This window comes from Escherichia sp. MOD1-EC6475 (genome assembly GCF_003046645.1).
Lineage (GTDB): Bacteria > Pseudomonadota > Gammaproteobacteria > Enterobacterales > Enterobacteriaceae > Escherichia > Escherichia ruysiae.
The window spans coordinates 84,259-100,160 of record NZ_PZKQ01000027.1 but is presented as its reverse complement, the minus strand read 5'-3'; the positions used below and the strand labels follow the sequence as shown (position 1 = coordinate 100,160).

Below are 15,902 nucleotides of genomic sequence, written 5' to 3'. Positions count from 1 at the left end.
AACGAGAACAGTAACGAGCCCATCAACGGTTCTAATTTGAAAACCACTAACGAAAACGTGGCAACCAACACCACTAATACCAGCGACCGGACCGGCGATGTTGCAAACAACACCACCAATATCACTAAGCTGACGAAGGACGTTGCCGCCAACACCGCCAGTGTCGCCAACCTGGCGGATACGGTAACTAACCTTGGCGCGGATGCGCTGGCATGGGATGACGCCTCAGGTGCATTCACCGCCAAACACGGCACCGATGACACCAACAAAATCACTAACGTTAAAGACGGTGATTTGACTGTTGACAGTAAAGATGCCGTTAACGGCTCTCAGTTGAAAACCACTAACGACAACGTGGCAACCAACACCACTAACATCGCTGCTAACACCACCAACATCAACAACCTGACCGATACAGTGAACAACCTCGGTGAAGATGCGCTGAAATGGGATGACACCACAGGCGCATTTACTGCCGCACACGGCACCGAAGCCACCAGCAAAATCACTAATGTCACCGCTGGAACAATATCGTCTACCAGTACTGACGCCGTTAACGGTGGGCAACTGTTTAGCCTAAGTGATTCACTGGCAGACTATTTTGGCGGTAACGCCTCAGTTGATGAAAACGGTGTATTTACTGGCCCGTCGTACACTATCGGTAACACCAGCTACGATAACGTAGGTGATGCCCTGTCGGCGATTAACACATCATTTAGCACTTCACTGGGCGACGCTCTGCTGTGGGATGAAACTGCAAGTGCATTCAGCGCCGGTCACGGTGGCAATGCCAGCAAAATTACCAATGTCGCAAGCGGCGTCGTTTCTGAAACCAGTACCGATGCCATCAATGGTGGACAACTCTACGGTGTGAGCAACTCTGTTGTTGATGCTCTGGGCGGTGGTGCCGCAGTAAATGCTGACGGTAGCATCAGTGCGCCGACGTACTCCATTGCCAACACCGATTACAATAACGTCGGTGATGCTCTGGACGCGATCGACTCAACCCTGGATGATGCACTGCTCTGGGACGCAACCGCCGGTGAAGATGGTGCGTTCAGCGCCAGCCGCGACGGCAAAGCCAGCATTATCACTAACGTTGCCGATGGTAATATTGGTGAAGACAGCACTGACGCGGTCAATGGTTCACAACTGTTTGCCACACAAACGTTGATCACCCAGAACTCTCAGCTCATTAACCAGATTGCCGGTAATACTGACGCAACGTACATCGAAGAGAACGGTGCGGGTCTGAACTATGCGCGTACCAATGACGCTGGCTTAACCTTTATGGATGCCAGCGCCTCTGGTGCAGGCGCGACGGCAGTGGGTTATAACGCTGTCGCTTCCGGCGAAAGCAGTGTCGCGATTGGTCAGAACAGTAGCAGCACCGTTGATACCGGTATTGCGCTGGGTAGCAGTTCTGTTTCCAGCCGTGTGATTGCTAAAAGCTCTCGTGCCACCAGCGTAACCGAAGAAGGCGTTGTGATTGGTTACGACACCACAGACGGCGAACTGCTTGGCGCATTGTCGATTGGCGATGATGGTAAATATCGTCAAATCATCAACGTTGCCGATGGTTCCGAAGCGCATGACGCTGTGACCGTTCGCCAGTTGCAAAATGCCATTGGAGCGGTCGCCACCACGCCGACCAAGTACTACCATGCCAACTCAACGGAAGAAGATTCACTGGCGGTAGGTACTGACTCGCTGGCGATGGGTGCGAAAACGACCGTTAATGCTGACGCGGGTATTGGTATCGGCCTGAACACTCTGGTTCTGTCAGATGCCATCAACGGTATTGCTATCGGTTCTAACGCACGCGCCAACCATGCAAACAGTATTGCAATGGGTAATGGTTCACAGACTACCCGTGGCGCTCAGACTGGCTACACCGCCTACAACATGGACGCACCGCAGAACTCTGTGGGTGAGTTCTCTGTTGGCAGTGACGATGGTCAACGTCAGATCACCAACGTCGCAGCGGGTTCAGCGGATACCGATGCGGTTAACGTGGGTCAGTTGAAAGTGACAGACGCGCAGGTTTCCCAGAACACCCAGAGCATTACTAACCTGAATAATCAGGTAACTAATCTCGATTCGCGTGTGACTACCCTTGAAAATGGCGTTGCCGATATCGTAACTACCGGTAGCACCAAGTACTTCAAGACCAACACCGATGGCGTAGATGCTAACGCGCAGGGTAAAGATAGTGTCGCGATTGGCTCTGGCTCTATTGCTGCCGCTGATAACAGCGTCGCGCTGGGCACTGGCTCTGTGGCAAACGAAGAAAATACGATCTCCGTAGGTTCTTCCACTAACCAACGCCGTATCACCAACGTTGCCGCTGGTAAAAATGCTACCGACGCGGTTAACGTTGCGCAGTTGAAGTCTTCTGAAGCAGGCGGTGTGCGCTATAACACCAACGCTGACGGCTCTGTAGACTACAGCAACATCACTCTCGGTGGTGGCAAGGGCGGTACAACTCGCATCAGCAACGTTTCCGCTGGCGTGGAAAACAACGACGCGGTGAACTACGCGCAGTTGAAGCAAAGCGTGCAGGAAACGAAGCAATACACTGATCAGCGCATGGTTGAGATGGATAACAAACTGTCTAAAACCGAAAGCAAGTTGAGCGGTGGTATCGCTTCTGCAATGGCGATGACCGGTCTGCCGCAGGCTTACACGCCGGGTGCCAGCATGGCCTCCATTGGTGGCGGTACTTACAACGGTGAATCGGCAGTTGCTTTAGGTGTGTCGATGGTGAGCGCCAACGGTCGTTGGGTCTACAAATTACAAGGTAGTACCAATAGCCAGGGTGAATACTCCGCCGCACTCGGTGCCGGTATTCAGTGGTAATGACTCATTAAGTTAGTGTGACGAAGGGCAAACGCCAAATTGCCTGATGCGCTACGCTTATCAGGCCTACAGGGTGATTCTGCACATTCCTATAGGCCGAGTAAGGTGTTCACGCCGCATCCGGCAAGATAAGGCGCTCCGGGTCAACAATCTAAGGGCAATTCTCTGATGAGGATTGCCCTTTTCTTTACCAGACATCTCCCTCCACCAGGAATTGGCCCTACCAATTCTTCGCTTATCTGACCACTGGTTCACAGTTCCCCAATTAAAACTCACATTAACGTTGCCAATACATAACATTTAGTTAACCATTCATTGTCATTATCCCTACACAACAAAATTGGCAGTGCCACTTTTACACAACGTGTGACAAGCAGATGAGCAACAGACTCATCACACAATGTGCGTGGCCTCCAGGAGACCTGCAATGAATCTCTGGCAACAAAACTACGATCCCGCCGGGAATATCTGGCTTTCCAGCCTGATAGCATCGCTTCCCATCCTGTTTTTTTTCTTTGCGCTTATTAAGCTCAAACTAAAAGGCTATGTCGCCGCCACATGGACAGTCGTTATCGCTCTGACCGTCGCGCTATTGTTCTACAAAATGCCGGTCGCCAATGCGCTGGCCTCAGTGGTTTATGGATTCTTCTACGGCTTGTGGCCCATCGCGTGGATCATTATTGCAGCGGTGTTCGTCTATAAGATCTCGGTGAAAACCGGACAGTTTGACATCATCCGCTCATCTATTCTTTCAATAACCCCTGACCAGCGCCTGCAAATGCTGATCGTCGGTTTCTGTTTCGGCGCATTTCTCGAAGGTGCCGCAGGCTTTGGCGCACCAGTGGCAATTACCGCCGCATTGCTGGTCGGGCTGGGCTTTAAACCGCTGTACGCCGCCGGGCTGTGCCTGATTGTTAACACCGCGCCGGTGGCATTTGGCGCGATGGGCATTCCGATTCTGGTTGCCGGACAGGTGACAGGCATCGACAGCTTTGAGATTGGCCAGATGGTGGGTCGTCAGCTACCGTTTATGACCATTATCGTCCTGTTCTGGATCATGGCGATTATGGATGGCTGGCGCGGTATCAAAGAGACGTGGCCTGCGGTCGTGGTTGCGGGTGGCTCGTTTGCCATCGCACAGTACCTTAGCTCTAACTTTATTGGGCCAGAACTGCCGGACATTATCTCTTCGCTGGTATCGCTGCTCTGCCTGACACTGTTCCTGAAACGTTGGCAGCCAGTGCGCGTTTTCCGCTTCGGCGATCTGGGTGCATCGCAAGTTGATATGACGCTGGCTCATACCGGTTATACGGCGGGTCAGGTGTTGCGTGCCTGGACACCGTTCCTGTTCCTGACCGCCACCGTAACGCTGTGGAGTATTCCGCCGTTTAAAGCCCTGTTCGCTTCGGGTGGCGCGCTGTATGAGTGGGTCATCAACATTCCGGTGCCGTATCTCGACAAGCTGGTTGCCCGTATGCCGCCGGTGGTCAGCGAAGCCACTGCCTACGCCGCCGTATTTAAGTTTGACTGGTTCTCTGCCACCGGAACCGCCATTCTGTTTGCTGCGCTGCTCTCTATCGTCTGGCTGAAGATGAAACCCTCTGACGCCATCAGCACCTTCGGCAGCACACTGAAAGAACTGGCGCTACCCATCTACTCCATCGGCATGGTGCTGGCTTTCGCCTTTATCTCAAACTATTCCGGGCTGTCGTCAACGCTGGCGCTGGCACTGGCGCACACCGGTCATGCATTCACCTTCTTCTCGCCGTTCCTCGGCTGGCTGGGGGTATTCCTGACCGGATCGGATACGTCATCTAACGCCCTGTTTGCCGCGCTGCAAGCCACCGCAGCACAACAAATTGGCGTCTCTGATCTGTTGCTGGTTGCTGCCAACACCACCGGCGGCGTCACCGGCAAGATGATCTCTCCGCAGTCCATCGCCATTGCCTGTGCGGCGGTAGGCCTGGTGGGTAAAGAGTCAGATCTGTTCCGCTTTACTGTCAAACACAGCCTGATCTTCACCTGTATGGTGGGCGTGATGACCACGCTTCAGGCCTACGTCTTAACGTGGATGATTCCGTAATGATGGTTATACCCAGACGCCTGTCAGACGAGGTTGCTTCCCGTGTGCGGGCGCTGATTGATGAACAAAATCTGGAACCGGGCATGAAATTGCCCGCTGAACGCCAACTGGCGATGCAGCTCGGCGTGTCGCGTAATTCGCTACGCGAGGCGCTGGCGAAACTGGTCAGTGAAGGTGTGCTTCTTAGTCGACGCGGTGGCGGGACGTTTATCCGCTGGCGCCATGACGCGTGGTCGGAGCAAAACATCGTCCAGCCGCTGAAAACGCTGATGGCTGATGATCCGGATTACAGCTTCGATATTCTGGAAGCCCGCTACGCCATTGAGGCCAGCACCGCCTGGCACGCAGCAATGCGTGCCACACAAGCCGATAAAGAAAAGATACAGCTATGCTTTGAAGCGACGCTGAGTGAAGACCCGGATCTCGCCTCGCAAGCGGACGTTCGTTTTCATCTGGCAATTGCCGAAGCCTCACATAACATCGTGCTGCTGCAAACCATGCGCGGTTTCTTTGATGTCCTGCAATCTTCAGTGATGCAAAGTCGTCAGCGGATGTATCTGGTGCCGCCCGTTTTTTCGCAACTGACTGAACAGCATCAGGCGGTCATTAACGCCATTTTTGCCGGTGATGCCGACGGTGCGCGTAAAGCAATGATGGCGCACCTCAGCTTTGTCCACACCACCATGAAACGATTCGATGAAGATCAGGCTCGCCGTGCACGCATTACCCGCCTGCCCGGTGAGCATAATGAGCATTCGAGGGAGAAAAACGCATGATTATTTCCGCAGCCAGCGATTATCGCGCCGCAGCGCAACGCATTCTGCCGCCGTTCCTGTTCCACTATATGGATGGTGGCGCATATTCTGAATACACGCTGCGCCGCAACGTGGAGGATTTGTCAGAAGTGGCGCTGCGCCAACGCATTCTGAAAAACATGTCCGACTTAAGCCTGGAAACGACGCTGTTTAATGAAAAGCTGTCGATGCCGGTGGCGCTGGCTCCGGTGGGTTTGTGCGGCATGTATGCACGTCGCGGTGAAGTTCAGGCTGCCAAAGCGGCTGATGCTCACGGCATTCCGTTTACTCTCTCAACGGTTTCAGTTTGCCCGATTGAAGAAGTCGCTCCAGCTATCAAACGTCCGATGTGGTTCCAGCTTTATGTGCTGCGCGATCGCGGCTTTATGCGTAACGCGCTGGAACGGGCAAAAGCGGCGGGCTGTTCGACACTGGTTTTCACTGTGGATATGCCGACGCCAGGCGCACGTTATCGTGACGCACACTCTGGTATGAGCGGCTCGAATGCCGCAATGCGCCGCTACTTGCAGGCGGTGACGCATCCGCAATGGGCGTGGGATGTCGGCCTGAACGGTCGTCCGCATGATTTAGGTAATATTTCGGCTTACCTCGGCAAACCGACCGGACTGGAAGATTACATCGGCTGGCTGGGAAATAACTTCGATCCGTCCATCTCATGGAAAGACCTTGAGTGGATCCGCGATTTCTGGGATGGTCCGATGGTGATCAAAGGGATCCTCGACCCGGAAGATGCGCGTGATGCAGTGCGTTTTGGCGCTGACGGGATTGTGGTTTCTAACCACGGCGGCCGCCAGTTAGATGGCGTACTCTCTTCTGCCCGTGCGCTGCCTGCTATTGCGGATGCGGTGAAAGGCGATATCGCCATTCTGGCAGATAGCGGCATTCGTAACGGGCTTGATGTTGTGCGTATGATCGCGCTCGGTGCCGATACCGTACTGCTGGGTCGTGCTTTCCTGTATGCGCTGGCAACAGCGGGCCAGACGGGCGTGGCGAACTTGCTGAACCTGATCGAGAAAGAGATGAAAGTGGCAATGACACTGACTGGCGCGAAATCGATCGGTGAAATTACGCAAGATTCGCTGGTGCAGGGGTTGGGCAAAGAGTTGCCGACGGCGCTGGCTCCGATGGCGAAAGGGAATGCAGCTTAAGGGTTAGATGAATATCTGCTATCCTGCCCCCGCACTAAGGGGGCAGTATGCTAAACATCGTACTTTACGAACCAGAAATTCCGCCAAACACTGGCAACATCATCCGTCTTTGCGCCAATACCGGCTTTCGTATGCATATCATCGAACCGATGGGATTTGCCTGGGACGATAAGCGCCTGCGCCGCGCGGGGCTGGACTATCACGAGTTTACCGCCGTTACGCGTCATCATGACTATAGCGCGTTCCTCGAAGCAGAAAATCCCCAGCGTCTGTTTGCCCTCACCACGAAAGGTACGCCCACCCATAGCGCCGTAAGCTATCAGGATGGTGACTATCTGATGTTCGGTCCGGAAACACGCGGTCTGCCAGCGAGCATTCTTGATGCCCTGCCCGCTGAACAAAAAATTCGGATTCCGATGGTGCCGGACAGCCGCAGCATGAACCTGTCCAATGCGGTGTCGGTCGTGGTGTATGAAGCCTGGCGGCAGTTGGGGTATCCGGGAGCTGTATTAAGAGATTAGTTTCGCCAGGCCGGATAAGATGCGTTAGCATCGCATCCGGCACGATCGCAGGACGTCAGATCCCATCCCCATACTCAAACGTATGGTGAATGCCGTTGAAATGCTGATCCATATCCATTGATGGCTTATCGCTGTCTGGTTTACCGACAATGCGTGCCGGAACGCCAGCAGCGGTGGTATGCGGCGGCACTGGTTGCAGCACTACAGAACCCGCGCCAATCTTCGCACCGCGCCCGACTTCAATATTGCCAAGGATTTTCGCGCCCGCGCCAATCATCACGCCTTCACGAATTTTTGGGTGACGGTCGCCGCTGGTTTTGCCCGTACCGCCAAGAGTGACGGATTGCAGAATCGACACGTCGTTTTCAATCACCGCTGTTTCACCAACGACGATGCCTGTCGCGTGGTCGAGCATGATACCGCGACCAATTTTTGCCGCTGGGTGAATATCGACCTGAAAAGTCACAGACACCTGATTTTGCAGAAAAATAGCCAGTGCGCGACGCCCCTGATTCCACAGCCAGTGACCGATGCGATACGCCTGCAAGGCATGAAAACCTTTCAGGTATAACAAGGGGGTTGAGTATTTATCGACTGCCGGGTCGCGGGTGCGCACCGCCTGAATATCGCAGGCCGCAGAAGCGATCATTTCAGGGTCGGCGGCGTAGGCTTCTTCAACGACTTCACGAATAGCAATAGCAGGCATAATCGGCGATGACAGCTTGTTCGCCAGCATGTAGCTCAATGCACTGCCAAGGTTTTCATGCTTGAGTAGCGTTGCGTGGTAAAAACTGGCCAGCATTGGCTCACAGTCCGCCAGCGTTCTGGCTTCCGCTTTAATATTGTTCCAGACAATTTCCAGTTCTTCACACGACATTGCTTACTCCACACGATGAGATAATGACCGGCTCGTTCTGCGCGAGCCGGGTCATAGCGGTAACAAAGGTTCCCTGGGTTTAGTGGCTGCTTCGCTCGTCCTTGCGTGCACGACCTAATAAAGTCAATGCTGCCTCGCGCGCGTTTTTTCCGCAATATAATACTTGATAAATTTCCTCGGTTATTGGCATTTCAACGCCGAAGCGATGTGCCAACTCGCGGACTTCTTTCGTATTGCGGTAGCCTTCAACCACCTGACCAATCTTCTCCTGCGCGCTTTGTACATCCATGCCCTGACCGAGCATCATGCCAAAACGGCGGTTACGCGACTGGTTGTCGGTACAGGTAAGCACCAGATCGCCCAGACCTGCCATGCCCATAAAGGTGGCAGGATCGGCGCCCAGCGCCGTGCCCAGACGCGACATTTCAGCCAGACCACGGGTGATCAGCGCCGTTCGCGCATTCGCCCCGAAGCCGATACCGTCGGACATGCCGGCACCAATCGCAATGACGTTTTTCACCGCGCCGCCAAGCTGGACACCAATGAAATCCGGGTTGCTGTAAACACGGAAACTTTTGCCACAGTGCAACAGTTGCTGGAGGTCATCAGCAAAGGTTTGATCGGTAGAAGCCAGCGAAATGGCCGTCGGTAAACCTGCCGCCAGTTCTTTCGCAAAAGTTGGGCCAGAGATAACCGCCAGTGGAATTTGATCGCCTAACGCCTCGCGCGCTACGTCCTGTAACAGACGTCCGGTTTCCGCTTCCAGTCCTTTTGTCGCCCACACCAGGCGCGCATCAGGACGCATCAGCGGTTTAATCTGGCGCAGCACTTCACCAAAGACATGGCTGGGTACGACGACGAGAATATTACGGCTGGCTGCCAGTGCGGTGGCGAGATCGCTTTCAAGGTGAAGCGTATCGGGAAAAGGCACATCGGGGAGAAACGCGGCGTTACAGCGGTCACGTTCAAGCGTCGCGATATGTTCAGGGTCATGGCCCCAGAGGACAACCTCGTGGCCATTTCTTGCCAGGGTAATGGCAAGAGCGGTGCCGTACGAGCCGGCACCGATCACAGTCATTGAAGCATTACGTTGGTTCATCAGGCATCCTGATGTTCTTCAGTACCTTCGCCAGCCTGCTGCTGTAAATAGTTCATGAACAGCGCATCGAAGTTAACCGGCGCAAGGTTCAGTTGCGGGAACGTACCGCGAGATACCATGCTGGTGATACACTCACGAGCATACGGGAACAGAATGTTCGGGCAGTATGCGCCCAGGCAATGTGCCATCTGGGTGCCTTCGATACCCGCGATGGAGAAAATACCGCCCTGCTGAACTTCGCACAGGAACGCGGTTTCTTCACCCAGAGATGCCGTTACGGTAACACGCAGTACCACTTCGTAAACGTCATCTGCCAGTTGAGAAGATGCCGTATCCAGATCAAGTTTAACTTCTGGCTGCCAATCTTTCTGGAAAACGTGCGGCGCGTTCGGCGCTTCGAAAGAAATATCCTTGGTATAAATACGCTGGATCTGGAAGGTCATTTCGGTGTTGTTTTGTTCTGACATGTGTAGAAAACCCTTAAGTGTTGTCCTTAAATACTGCGCAGTGTAATGCCAACGTTAATACGTTATTTCAGCAGGGGATCCAGTCCACCACGTGCATCCAATGCATACAAGTCGTCACAGCCGCCAATGTGCTGTGCGTCAATAAAAATCTGCGGAACCGTGGTGCGACCACTGCGTTTGATCATCTCTTCACGCTTAGCGGCGTTGCCATCAATCGGTAGCTCCTGAAAACTCACGCCCTTGCTGCTCAGCAGTGCTTTCGCACGATGGCAATACGGGCAGGTTTCTTTGGTATAGATTTCAACATTGGCCATAACTTAGCTCCTGTTTTTTTACCTGTAGTTTTATGTTGCAGGGTAGCGACAAATAGTGTGTCCCCAGAAGCTTATATCAATAAGTCGCTGGGGGTCTAATTACAGCTAACTGCCTGCGGCATGAAAGATGACAGGTAAATTATTTGCCGCGCACCAGAGGCAAGTTTTCACCAGCCCAGCCAGCGACGCCTTCTTTCAGCACGAATACTTGCGCAAACCCTGCTTTCGTCAGCGCGTTTGCAGGCTCCTGGCACTGCATACCAGAACCGTCTACCACGATAACCGGTTTGTCTTTGTGCTTCTCAAGTTCACCAACATTGTTGGCTTTGATTTCGCTCGGCAACAGATTGATAGAACCTGCGATATGGCCTTTACGGAAGTCATCACGCTGACGTAAATCCACAACCACTGCGTCTTCTTTGTTGATCAGACGCGTAGCTTCACCACGAGTAATTACCTTCACTTTCGAGGTCAGGCTCTTAAACGTAGTAACAAGAACCGCCACCAGTAACGCGATCCAGGCGATACTCAGTATGGGATGACGGCCAACAAATTGCATAATTTCTTGCATGGGGGGTAATAACTCCCGACGTAGTGATTAAAAACCAGGGAAGGAGTATACCTGCGCGTTGCGGCAAATACAGCCAGCGCGTGCACTGGAATGCAATTTTGCGGCACGCTACGAAAAAAAATCGCAAATCTGGCATCAGCTTGCCGCGAGCGGTCGTATATTTTGATCTTCAGAGGCTATTTTATCGATTCAGCTGTAGTAAAATTACGCAAATTTTGACTCTTGAGTATGAGGTTGTCGCAATGTCGGTTTCTAAAAAACCTATGGTACTGGTGATTCTGGATGGCTATGGCTATCGCGAAGAACAGCAGGATAACGCCATTTTTAGTGCTAAAACCCCGGTAATGGATGCACTGTGGGCCAATCGTCCGCATACCCTGATCGACGCTTCCGGTCTGGAAGTCGGTCTGCCTGACCGTCAGATGGGTAACTCCGAAGTAGGTCACGTTAACCTGGGTGCCGGCCGCATCGTGTATCAGGACCTGACTCGTCTGGACGTTGAAATCAAAGATCGCGCTTTCTTCGCCAACCCGACGCTGACTGGCGCGGTAGATAAAGCGAAAAACGCGGGCAAAGCGGTACACATCATGGGTCTGCTCTCCGCAGGCGGTGTACACAGCCACGAAGATCACATCATGGCAATGGTAGAGCTGGCAGCTGAACGTGGCGCAGAGAAAATCTACCTGCACGCATTCCTTGACGGTCGTGACACCCCACCGCGCAGTGCTGAATCCTCGCTGAAAAAATTCGAAGAGAAATTTGCCGCGCTGGGTAAAGGCCGCGTAGCGTCCATCATTGGTCGTTACTACGCGATGGATCGCGATAACCGTTGGGATCGCGTTGAAAAAGCTTATGACCTGCTGACTCTGGCGCAGGGTGAGTTCCAGGCTGATACCGCCGTTGCTGGTTTGCAGGCCGCTTATGCTCGCGACGAAAACGACGAGTTCGTGAAAGCGACCGTTATTCGTGCTGAAGGCCAGCCAGATGCAGCGATGGAAGACGGCGATGCGCTGATTTTCATGAACTTCCGCGCTGACCGCGCGCGTGAAATCACTCGTGCATTTGTAAACGCTGATTTCGACGGCTTCGCGCGTAAGAAAGTGGTTAACATCGATTTCGTGATGCTGACCGAATACGCCGCCGACATCAAAACCGCCGTTGCTTACCCACCAGCCTCTCTGGTTAACACCTTCGGCGAGTGGATGGCGAAAAACGACAAAACTCAGCTGCGTATTTCCGAAACCGAAAAATATGCCCACGTCACTTTCTTCTTCAACGGTGGCGTAGAAGAGTCGTTCAAAGGCGAAGATCGCATTCTGATCAACTCACCGAAAGTGGCTACTTACGATTTGCAGCCGGAAATGAGTTCCGCTGAACTGACCGAGAAGCTGGTTGCGGCAATTAAGAGCGGCAAATACGACACCATCATCTGTAACTATCCGAACGGCGACATGGTAGGTCACACCGGGGTGATGGAAGCTGCGGTTAAAGCGGTTGAAGCACTGGATCACTGCGTGGCAGAAGTGACCAAAGCTGTTGAGTCCGTGGGTGGACAACTGCTAATCACCGCTGACCACGGTAACGCTGAACAGATGCGCGATCCGGCTACTGGTCAGGCTCACACGGCGCATACCAACCTGCCTGTTCCGCTGATTTACGTTGGCGATAAGAACGTGAAAGCAGTTGAAGGTGGCAAACTTTCTGACATCGCGCCGACCATGCTCTCTTTAATGGGTATGGAAATCCCGCAAGAGATGACTGGTAAGCCGCTGTTCATCGTGGAATAATCCCTCCCCATGAGGGGAAAGGCGATTAATACCATGACACGGGCCACGAAACCGCGCAGGTTTGCAGTCAGGCCCATCATTTACGCCAGCGTTCTTTGCGCTGGCGTATTGTTGTGCACTTTTTCTGCCCACGCGGATGACCGTGACCAACTCAAGTCTATTCAGGCTGATATCGCTGCCAAAGAGCGTGCGGTACGCCAACAACAGCAACAACGCTCAAGCCTGCTGGCACAATTGAAAAAGCAGGAAGAGGCGATCTCCGAAGCCACTCGTAAGCTGCGCGAAACGCAAAATACTCTCAATCAACTGAATAAACAGATTGATGAGATGAACGCCTCGATTGCCAAACTGGAACAGCAAAAAGCGGCTCAGGAACGCAGTCTCGCTGCGCAACTGGACGCCGCATTTCGCCAGGGTGAGCATACGGGTATACAGCTCATTCTCAGCGGTGAAGAAAGCCAGCGCGGTCAGCGTTTACAGGCTTATTTCGGCTATCTCAACCAGGCGCGACAAGAAACCATCGCCGAACTGAAGCAAACACGCGCAGAAGTCGCCATGCAGCGCGCCGAGCTGGAAGAGAAACAGAGCGAGCAACAAACGCTGTTATACGAACAACGCGCTCAGCAGGCGAAGCTGACCCAGGCGCTGAACGAGCGTAAGAAGACGCTGGCAGGGCTGGAGTCTTCCATTCAACAAGGTCAGCAGCAGCTAAGTGAACTGCGCGCCAACGAATCTCGTCTGCGCAATAGCATTGCTCGTGCAGAAGCGGCAGCGAAAGCACGTGCTGAACGAGAAGCGCGTGAGGCTCAGGCTGTTCGCGACAGGCAAAAAGAAGCGACGCGCAAAGGCACCACCTACAAACCGACTGAAAGCGAAAAATCACTGATGTCCCGAACCGGTGGTCTGGGTGCGCCGCGTGGTCAGGCATTCTGGCCGGTTCGCGGGCCGACGCTGCACCGCTATGGCGAACAGCTACAGGGTGAGCTGCGCTGGAAAGGGATGGTGATTGGTGCCTCTGAAGGTACTGAAGTTAAAGCGATTGCCGACGGTCGGGTGATTCTGGCTGACTGGCTGCAAGGCTACGGCCTGGTGGTGGTGGTTGAGCACGGTAAAGGCGATATGAGCCTTTATGGCTATAATCAGAGCGCACTGGTGAGCGTTGGTTCGCAGGTTCGCGCGGGTCAGCCAATTGCACTGGTGGGCAGCAGTGGCGGTCAGGGTCGGCCTTCACTCTATTTCGAAATTCGCCGCCAGGGTCAGGCGGTCAATCCACAGCCGTGGTTGGGAAGATAAGTTTTGTTTCCATTTCGTCGTAACGTTCTTGCATTTGCCGCTCTGTTGGCTCTCTCCTCCCCTGTACTTGCTGGCAAACTTGCCATCGTCATTGATGATTTTGGTTATCGCCCGCACAACGAAAACCAGGTGCTGGCGATGCCCTCCGCTATCTCTGTCGCCGTGTTACCCGACTCGCCACACGCCAGAGAGATGGCGACTAAAGCGCATAACAGCGGTCACGAAGTATTGATTCATCTACCGATGGCACCGCTGAGTAAGCAGCCGCTGGAGAAAAATACGCTGCGCCCGGAGATGAGCAGCGACGAGATTGAGCGCATTATTCGCAGCGCGGTCAATAACGTGCCCTATGCCGTGGGGATCAACAACCACATGGGCAGCAAGATGACCTCTAACCTTTTTGGTATGCAGAAAGTGATGCAGGCGCTGGAGCGTTACAATCTTTACTTCCTCGACAGTGTGACTATCGGTAATACCCAGGCGATGCGCGCCGCACAAGGTACTGGCGTAAAAGTCATCAAACGGAAAGTGTTTCTCGATGATTCCCAGAACGAAGCGGACATCCGTATGCAGTTCAATCGCGCAATTGACCTGGCGCGTCGCAACGGTTCAACCATCGCCATTGGTCATCCTCACCCTTCAACAGTTCGCGTATTGCAACAGATGGTTTATAACCTGCCGCCAGACATTACGCTGGTGAAAGCCAGCAGCTTGCTGAATGAACCGCAGGTCGATACGTCTACACCGCCGAAGAACACTGTGCCCGACGCACCGCGTAATCCGTTCCGTGGCGTGAAGCTGTGCAAACCGAAGAAACCGATAGAACCTGTTTATGCTAATCGCTTCTTTGAAGTATTAAGCGAAAGCATCAGCCAAAGCACGCTGATCGTTTACTTCCAGCATCAGTGGCAGGGCTGGGGCAAACAGCCCGAAGCGGCGAAGTTTAACGCTAGCGCAAATTAAAGGCGCTGCGCGTAATGCGATGGTGCGACCGTGTTTTGTCGCGCCATTGCCATAAGCGGAAAGACCACAGTAATGCCTGATAACCTACCTTTACGCTGCGGACATTAGTAATCAGACGTTTATACATGCCGGAAGTAAATATCTCGGCAATCATCCGCTGGCGGGTAATAATATCCGGCTCTTTGCGCACCGCATGGCAAACGCGCAATGCTTCGTAAGTTATTTGTTGATGAAATTCCGGATAAATCGTAATTTTGTCGGCATAATTTCTATTTAATTTCTCCAGCAGGCGGGTAATTTTAATATAGTGCCGTTGATAATTAAGATTTTTATTCCCTTGTCGATTCAACCGACTCACTGACGTATTATGCAGATAATATTTATATAACGATTGTTCGGTATATCGCACACGCAGCGCATTAAACATAAATTCTGTTGTCCATACAATATCCTGATGATGTAATCCAACAATAAATTTAATGTTATTTTTCACAATAACGTCGCGGCGATAAATACCCATCCAGACAACGTGAGTCCAGCGGCGAGAAGAAAGTCCCATCCGCAGCCAGTCCGGGCCGGTTAATACGCCGGTTGAGCGAAGGCGATCGATGGGGATAGATTGCCAGGTTTCTCCCGTTTCACGAAAACACCAGTCAGCATTGCACTGCGCCACATCGAGATCGTCATCTAACGCCATTGTCATCAGCGTTTCGTACATGGTGGGATAGACTTCATCATCAGCATCGACAAAAGCAACATATTTGCCCGTCGCTGCCTCGATCCCGCGATTACGCGCCACCGATGCGCCAGCATTCGCCTGATGCAACAAACGAACGTGAGGAAAGTTTTCTGCGTAATGCTTTGCTATTTCAACAGAATTATCCGTTGAACCATCGTTAATAATAATGATTTCCAGAGCAGTCCAGGTTTGCGCGATTAAAGATTCCATACAAGTGCGGAAATCATCGCCCGCATTATATAACGGGATAATAACACTAAGTTTATTGGTGCTGTTCATCATAAATTACCGACGACCTCTGAAGTTATCCTGACGTTTTACAGGCTTTGTATTAAGAAACTATTAAGCCTGTGAGATATTATTTTT

General features: G+C 52.9%; 14 protein-coding genes. 8 read left to right on the top strand and 6 right to left on the bottom strand.

Translation table 11 applies throughout. The features are described from left to right. The 5 genes from A7589_RS09890 to trmL form a co-directional block, all read left to right on the top strand. Positions 1-2,859 (top strand): YadA family autotransporter adhesin (locus A7589_RS09890; RefSeq protein ID WP_201261856.1); only part of this gene is annotated, 2,859 nt, incomplete at its 5' end. A gap of 427 nt (positions 2,860-3,286) precedes the next feature. Next, positions 3,287-4,942 carry an L-lactate permease gene (gene lldP / locus A7589_RS09880; protein WP_001055314.1) on the top strand — a complete coding sequence of 552 codons (1,656 nt, stop codon included), beginning with the start codon at positions 3,287-3,289 and terminating at the stop codon, positions 4,940-4,942. Beyond that, complete coding sequence (gene lldR, locus A7589_RS09875) at positions 4,942-5,718, top strand: transcriptional regulator LldR (protein WP_010349909.1); 777 nt, start codon at positions 4,942-4,944, stop codon at positions 5,716-5,718. Before lldP ends, lldR begins: the two co-directional genes overlap by 1 nt. Continuing rightward, positions 5,715-6,905 carry a quinone-dependent L-lactate dehydrogenase gene (gene lldD / locus A7589_RS09870; RefSeq protein WP_000586965.1) on the top strand — a complete coding sequence of 397 codons (1,191 nt, stop codon included), beginning with the start codon at positions 5,715-5,717 and terminating at the stop codon, positions 6,903-6,905. The genes lldR and lldD overlap by 4 nt, the downstream gene beginning before the upstream one ends. 47 nt (positions 6,906-6,952) lie before the next feature. Next, positions 6,953-7,426: a tRNA (uridine(34)/cytosine(34)/5-carboxymethylaminomethyluridine(34)-2'-O)-methyltransferase TrmL gene (gene trmL, locus A7589_RS09865; protein ID WP_108188821.1), complete on the top strand. Its 474-nt coding sequence runs from the start codon at positions 6,953-6,955 to the stop codon at positions 7,424-7,426. 55 nt (positions 7,427-7,481) lie between these two features. On the opposite strand, the gene cysE is transcribed toward trmL, so the two are convergent. From cysE to A7589_RS09840, 5 genes are all read right to left on the bottom strand, one after another. Further along, the gene (cysE, locus tag A7589_RS09860) at positions 7,482-8,303 is read right to left on the bottom strand and encodes a serine O-acetyltransferase (RefSeq protein WP_001277564.1); all 822 of its coding nucleotides are present in this window, start codon (positions 8,301-8,303) and stop codon (positions 7,482-7,484) included. A 79-nt stretch (positions 8,304-8,382) separates the two neighbouring features. Next, entirely contained in the window at positions 8,383-9,402 is a 1,020-nt protein-coding gene (gpsA, locus tag A7589_RS09855) for an NAD(P)H-dependent glycerol-3-phosphate dehydrogenase (protein ID WP_001076199.1), read from the bottom strand. Further along, positions 9,402-9,869: a protein-export chaperone SecB gene (secB, locus tag A7589_RS09850; protein ID WP_000003377.1), complete on the bottom strand. Its 468-nt coding sequence runs from the start codon at positions 9,867-9,869 to the stop codon at positions 9,402-9,404. The genes gpsA and secB overlap by 1 nt, the downstream gene beginning before the upstream one ends. Positions 9,870-9,931: 62 nt before the next feature. Further along, positions 9,932-10,183: a glutaredoxin 3 gene (gene grxC / locus A7589_RS09845; protein WP_000024392.1), complete on the bottom strand. Its 252-nt coding sequence runs from the start codon at positions 10,181-10,183 to the stop codon at positions 9,932-9,934. Positions 10,184-10,322: 139 nt separating this feature from the next. After that, positions 10,323-10,754: a rhodanese-like domain-containing protein gene (locus tag A7589_RS09840; protein ID WP_001156181.1), complete on the bottom strand. Its 432-nt coding sequence runs from the start codon at positions 10,752-10,754 to the stop codon at positions 10,323-10,325. Between the two features lie 242 nt (positions 10,755-10,996). Between A7589_RS09840 and gpmM the strand changes: the two genes are divergently transcribed. From gpmM to A7589_RS09820, 3 genes are read left to right on the top strand one after another with little or no spacing between them, the layout of a single operon-like run. After that, a complete protein-coding gene (gpmM, locus tag A7589_RS09830; protein WP_010357695.1) occupies positions 10,997-12,541 on the top strand; it encodes a 2,3-bisphosphoglycerate-independent phosphoglycerate mutase in 1,545 nt (514 codons plus the stop codon). 33 nt (positions 12,542-12,574) lie between these two features. Beyond that, positions 12,575-13,834 (top strand): murein hydrolase activator EnvC, encoded by a 1,260-nt coding sequence (envC, locus tag A7589_RS09825; protein ID WP_016159958.1) that lies wholly within the window; start codon positions 12,575-12,577, stop codon positions 13,832-13,834. A 3-nt stretch (positions 13,835-13,837) separates the two neighbouring features. Continuing rightward, a complete protein-coding gene (locus A7589_RS09820; RefSeq protein WP_000483845.1) occupies positions 13,838-14,797 on the top strand; it encodes a divergent polysaccharide deacetylase family protein in 960 nt (319 codons plus the stop codon). Here the strand turns inward: A7589_RS09820 and waaH are convergent. Continuing rightward, positions 14,784-15,818, bottom strand: coding sequence for a UDP-glucuronate:LPS(HepIII) glycosyltransferase (waaH, locus tag A7589_RS09815; RefSeq protein WP_105282453.1), 1,035 nt, complete (start codon positions 15,816-15,818; stop codon positions 14,784-14,786). The two genes, A7589_RS09820 and waaH, sit on opposite strands and share 14 nt — an antisense overlap. Positions 15,819-15,902: the final 84 nt, after the last annotated feature.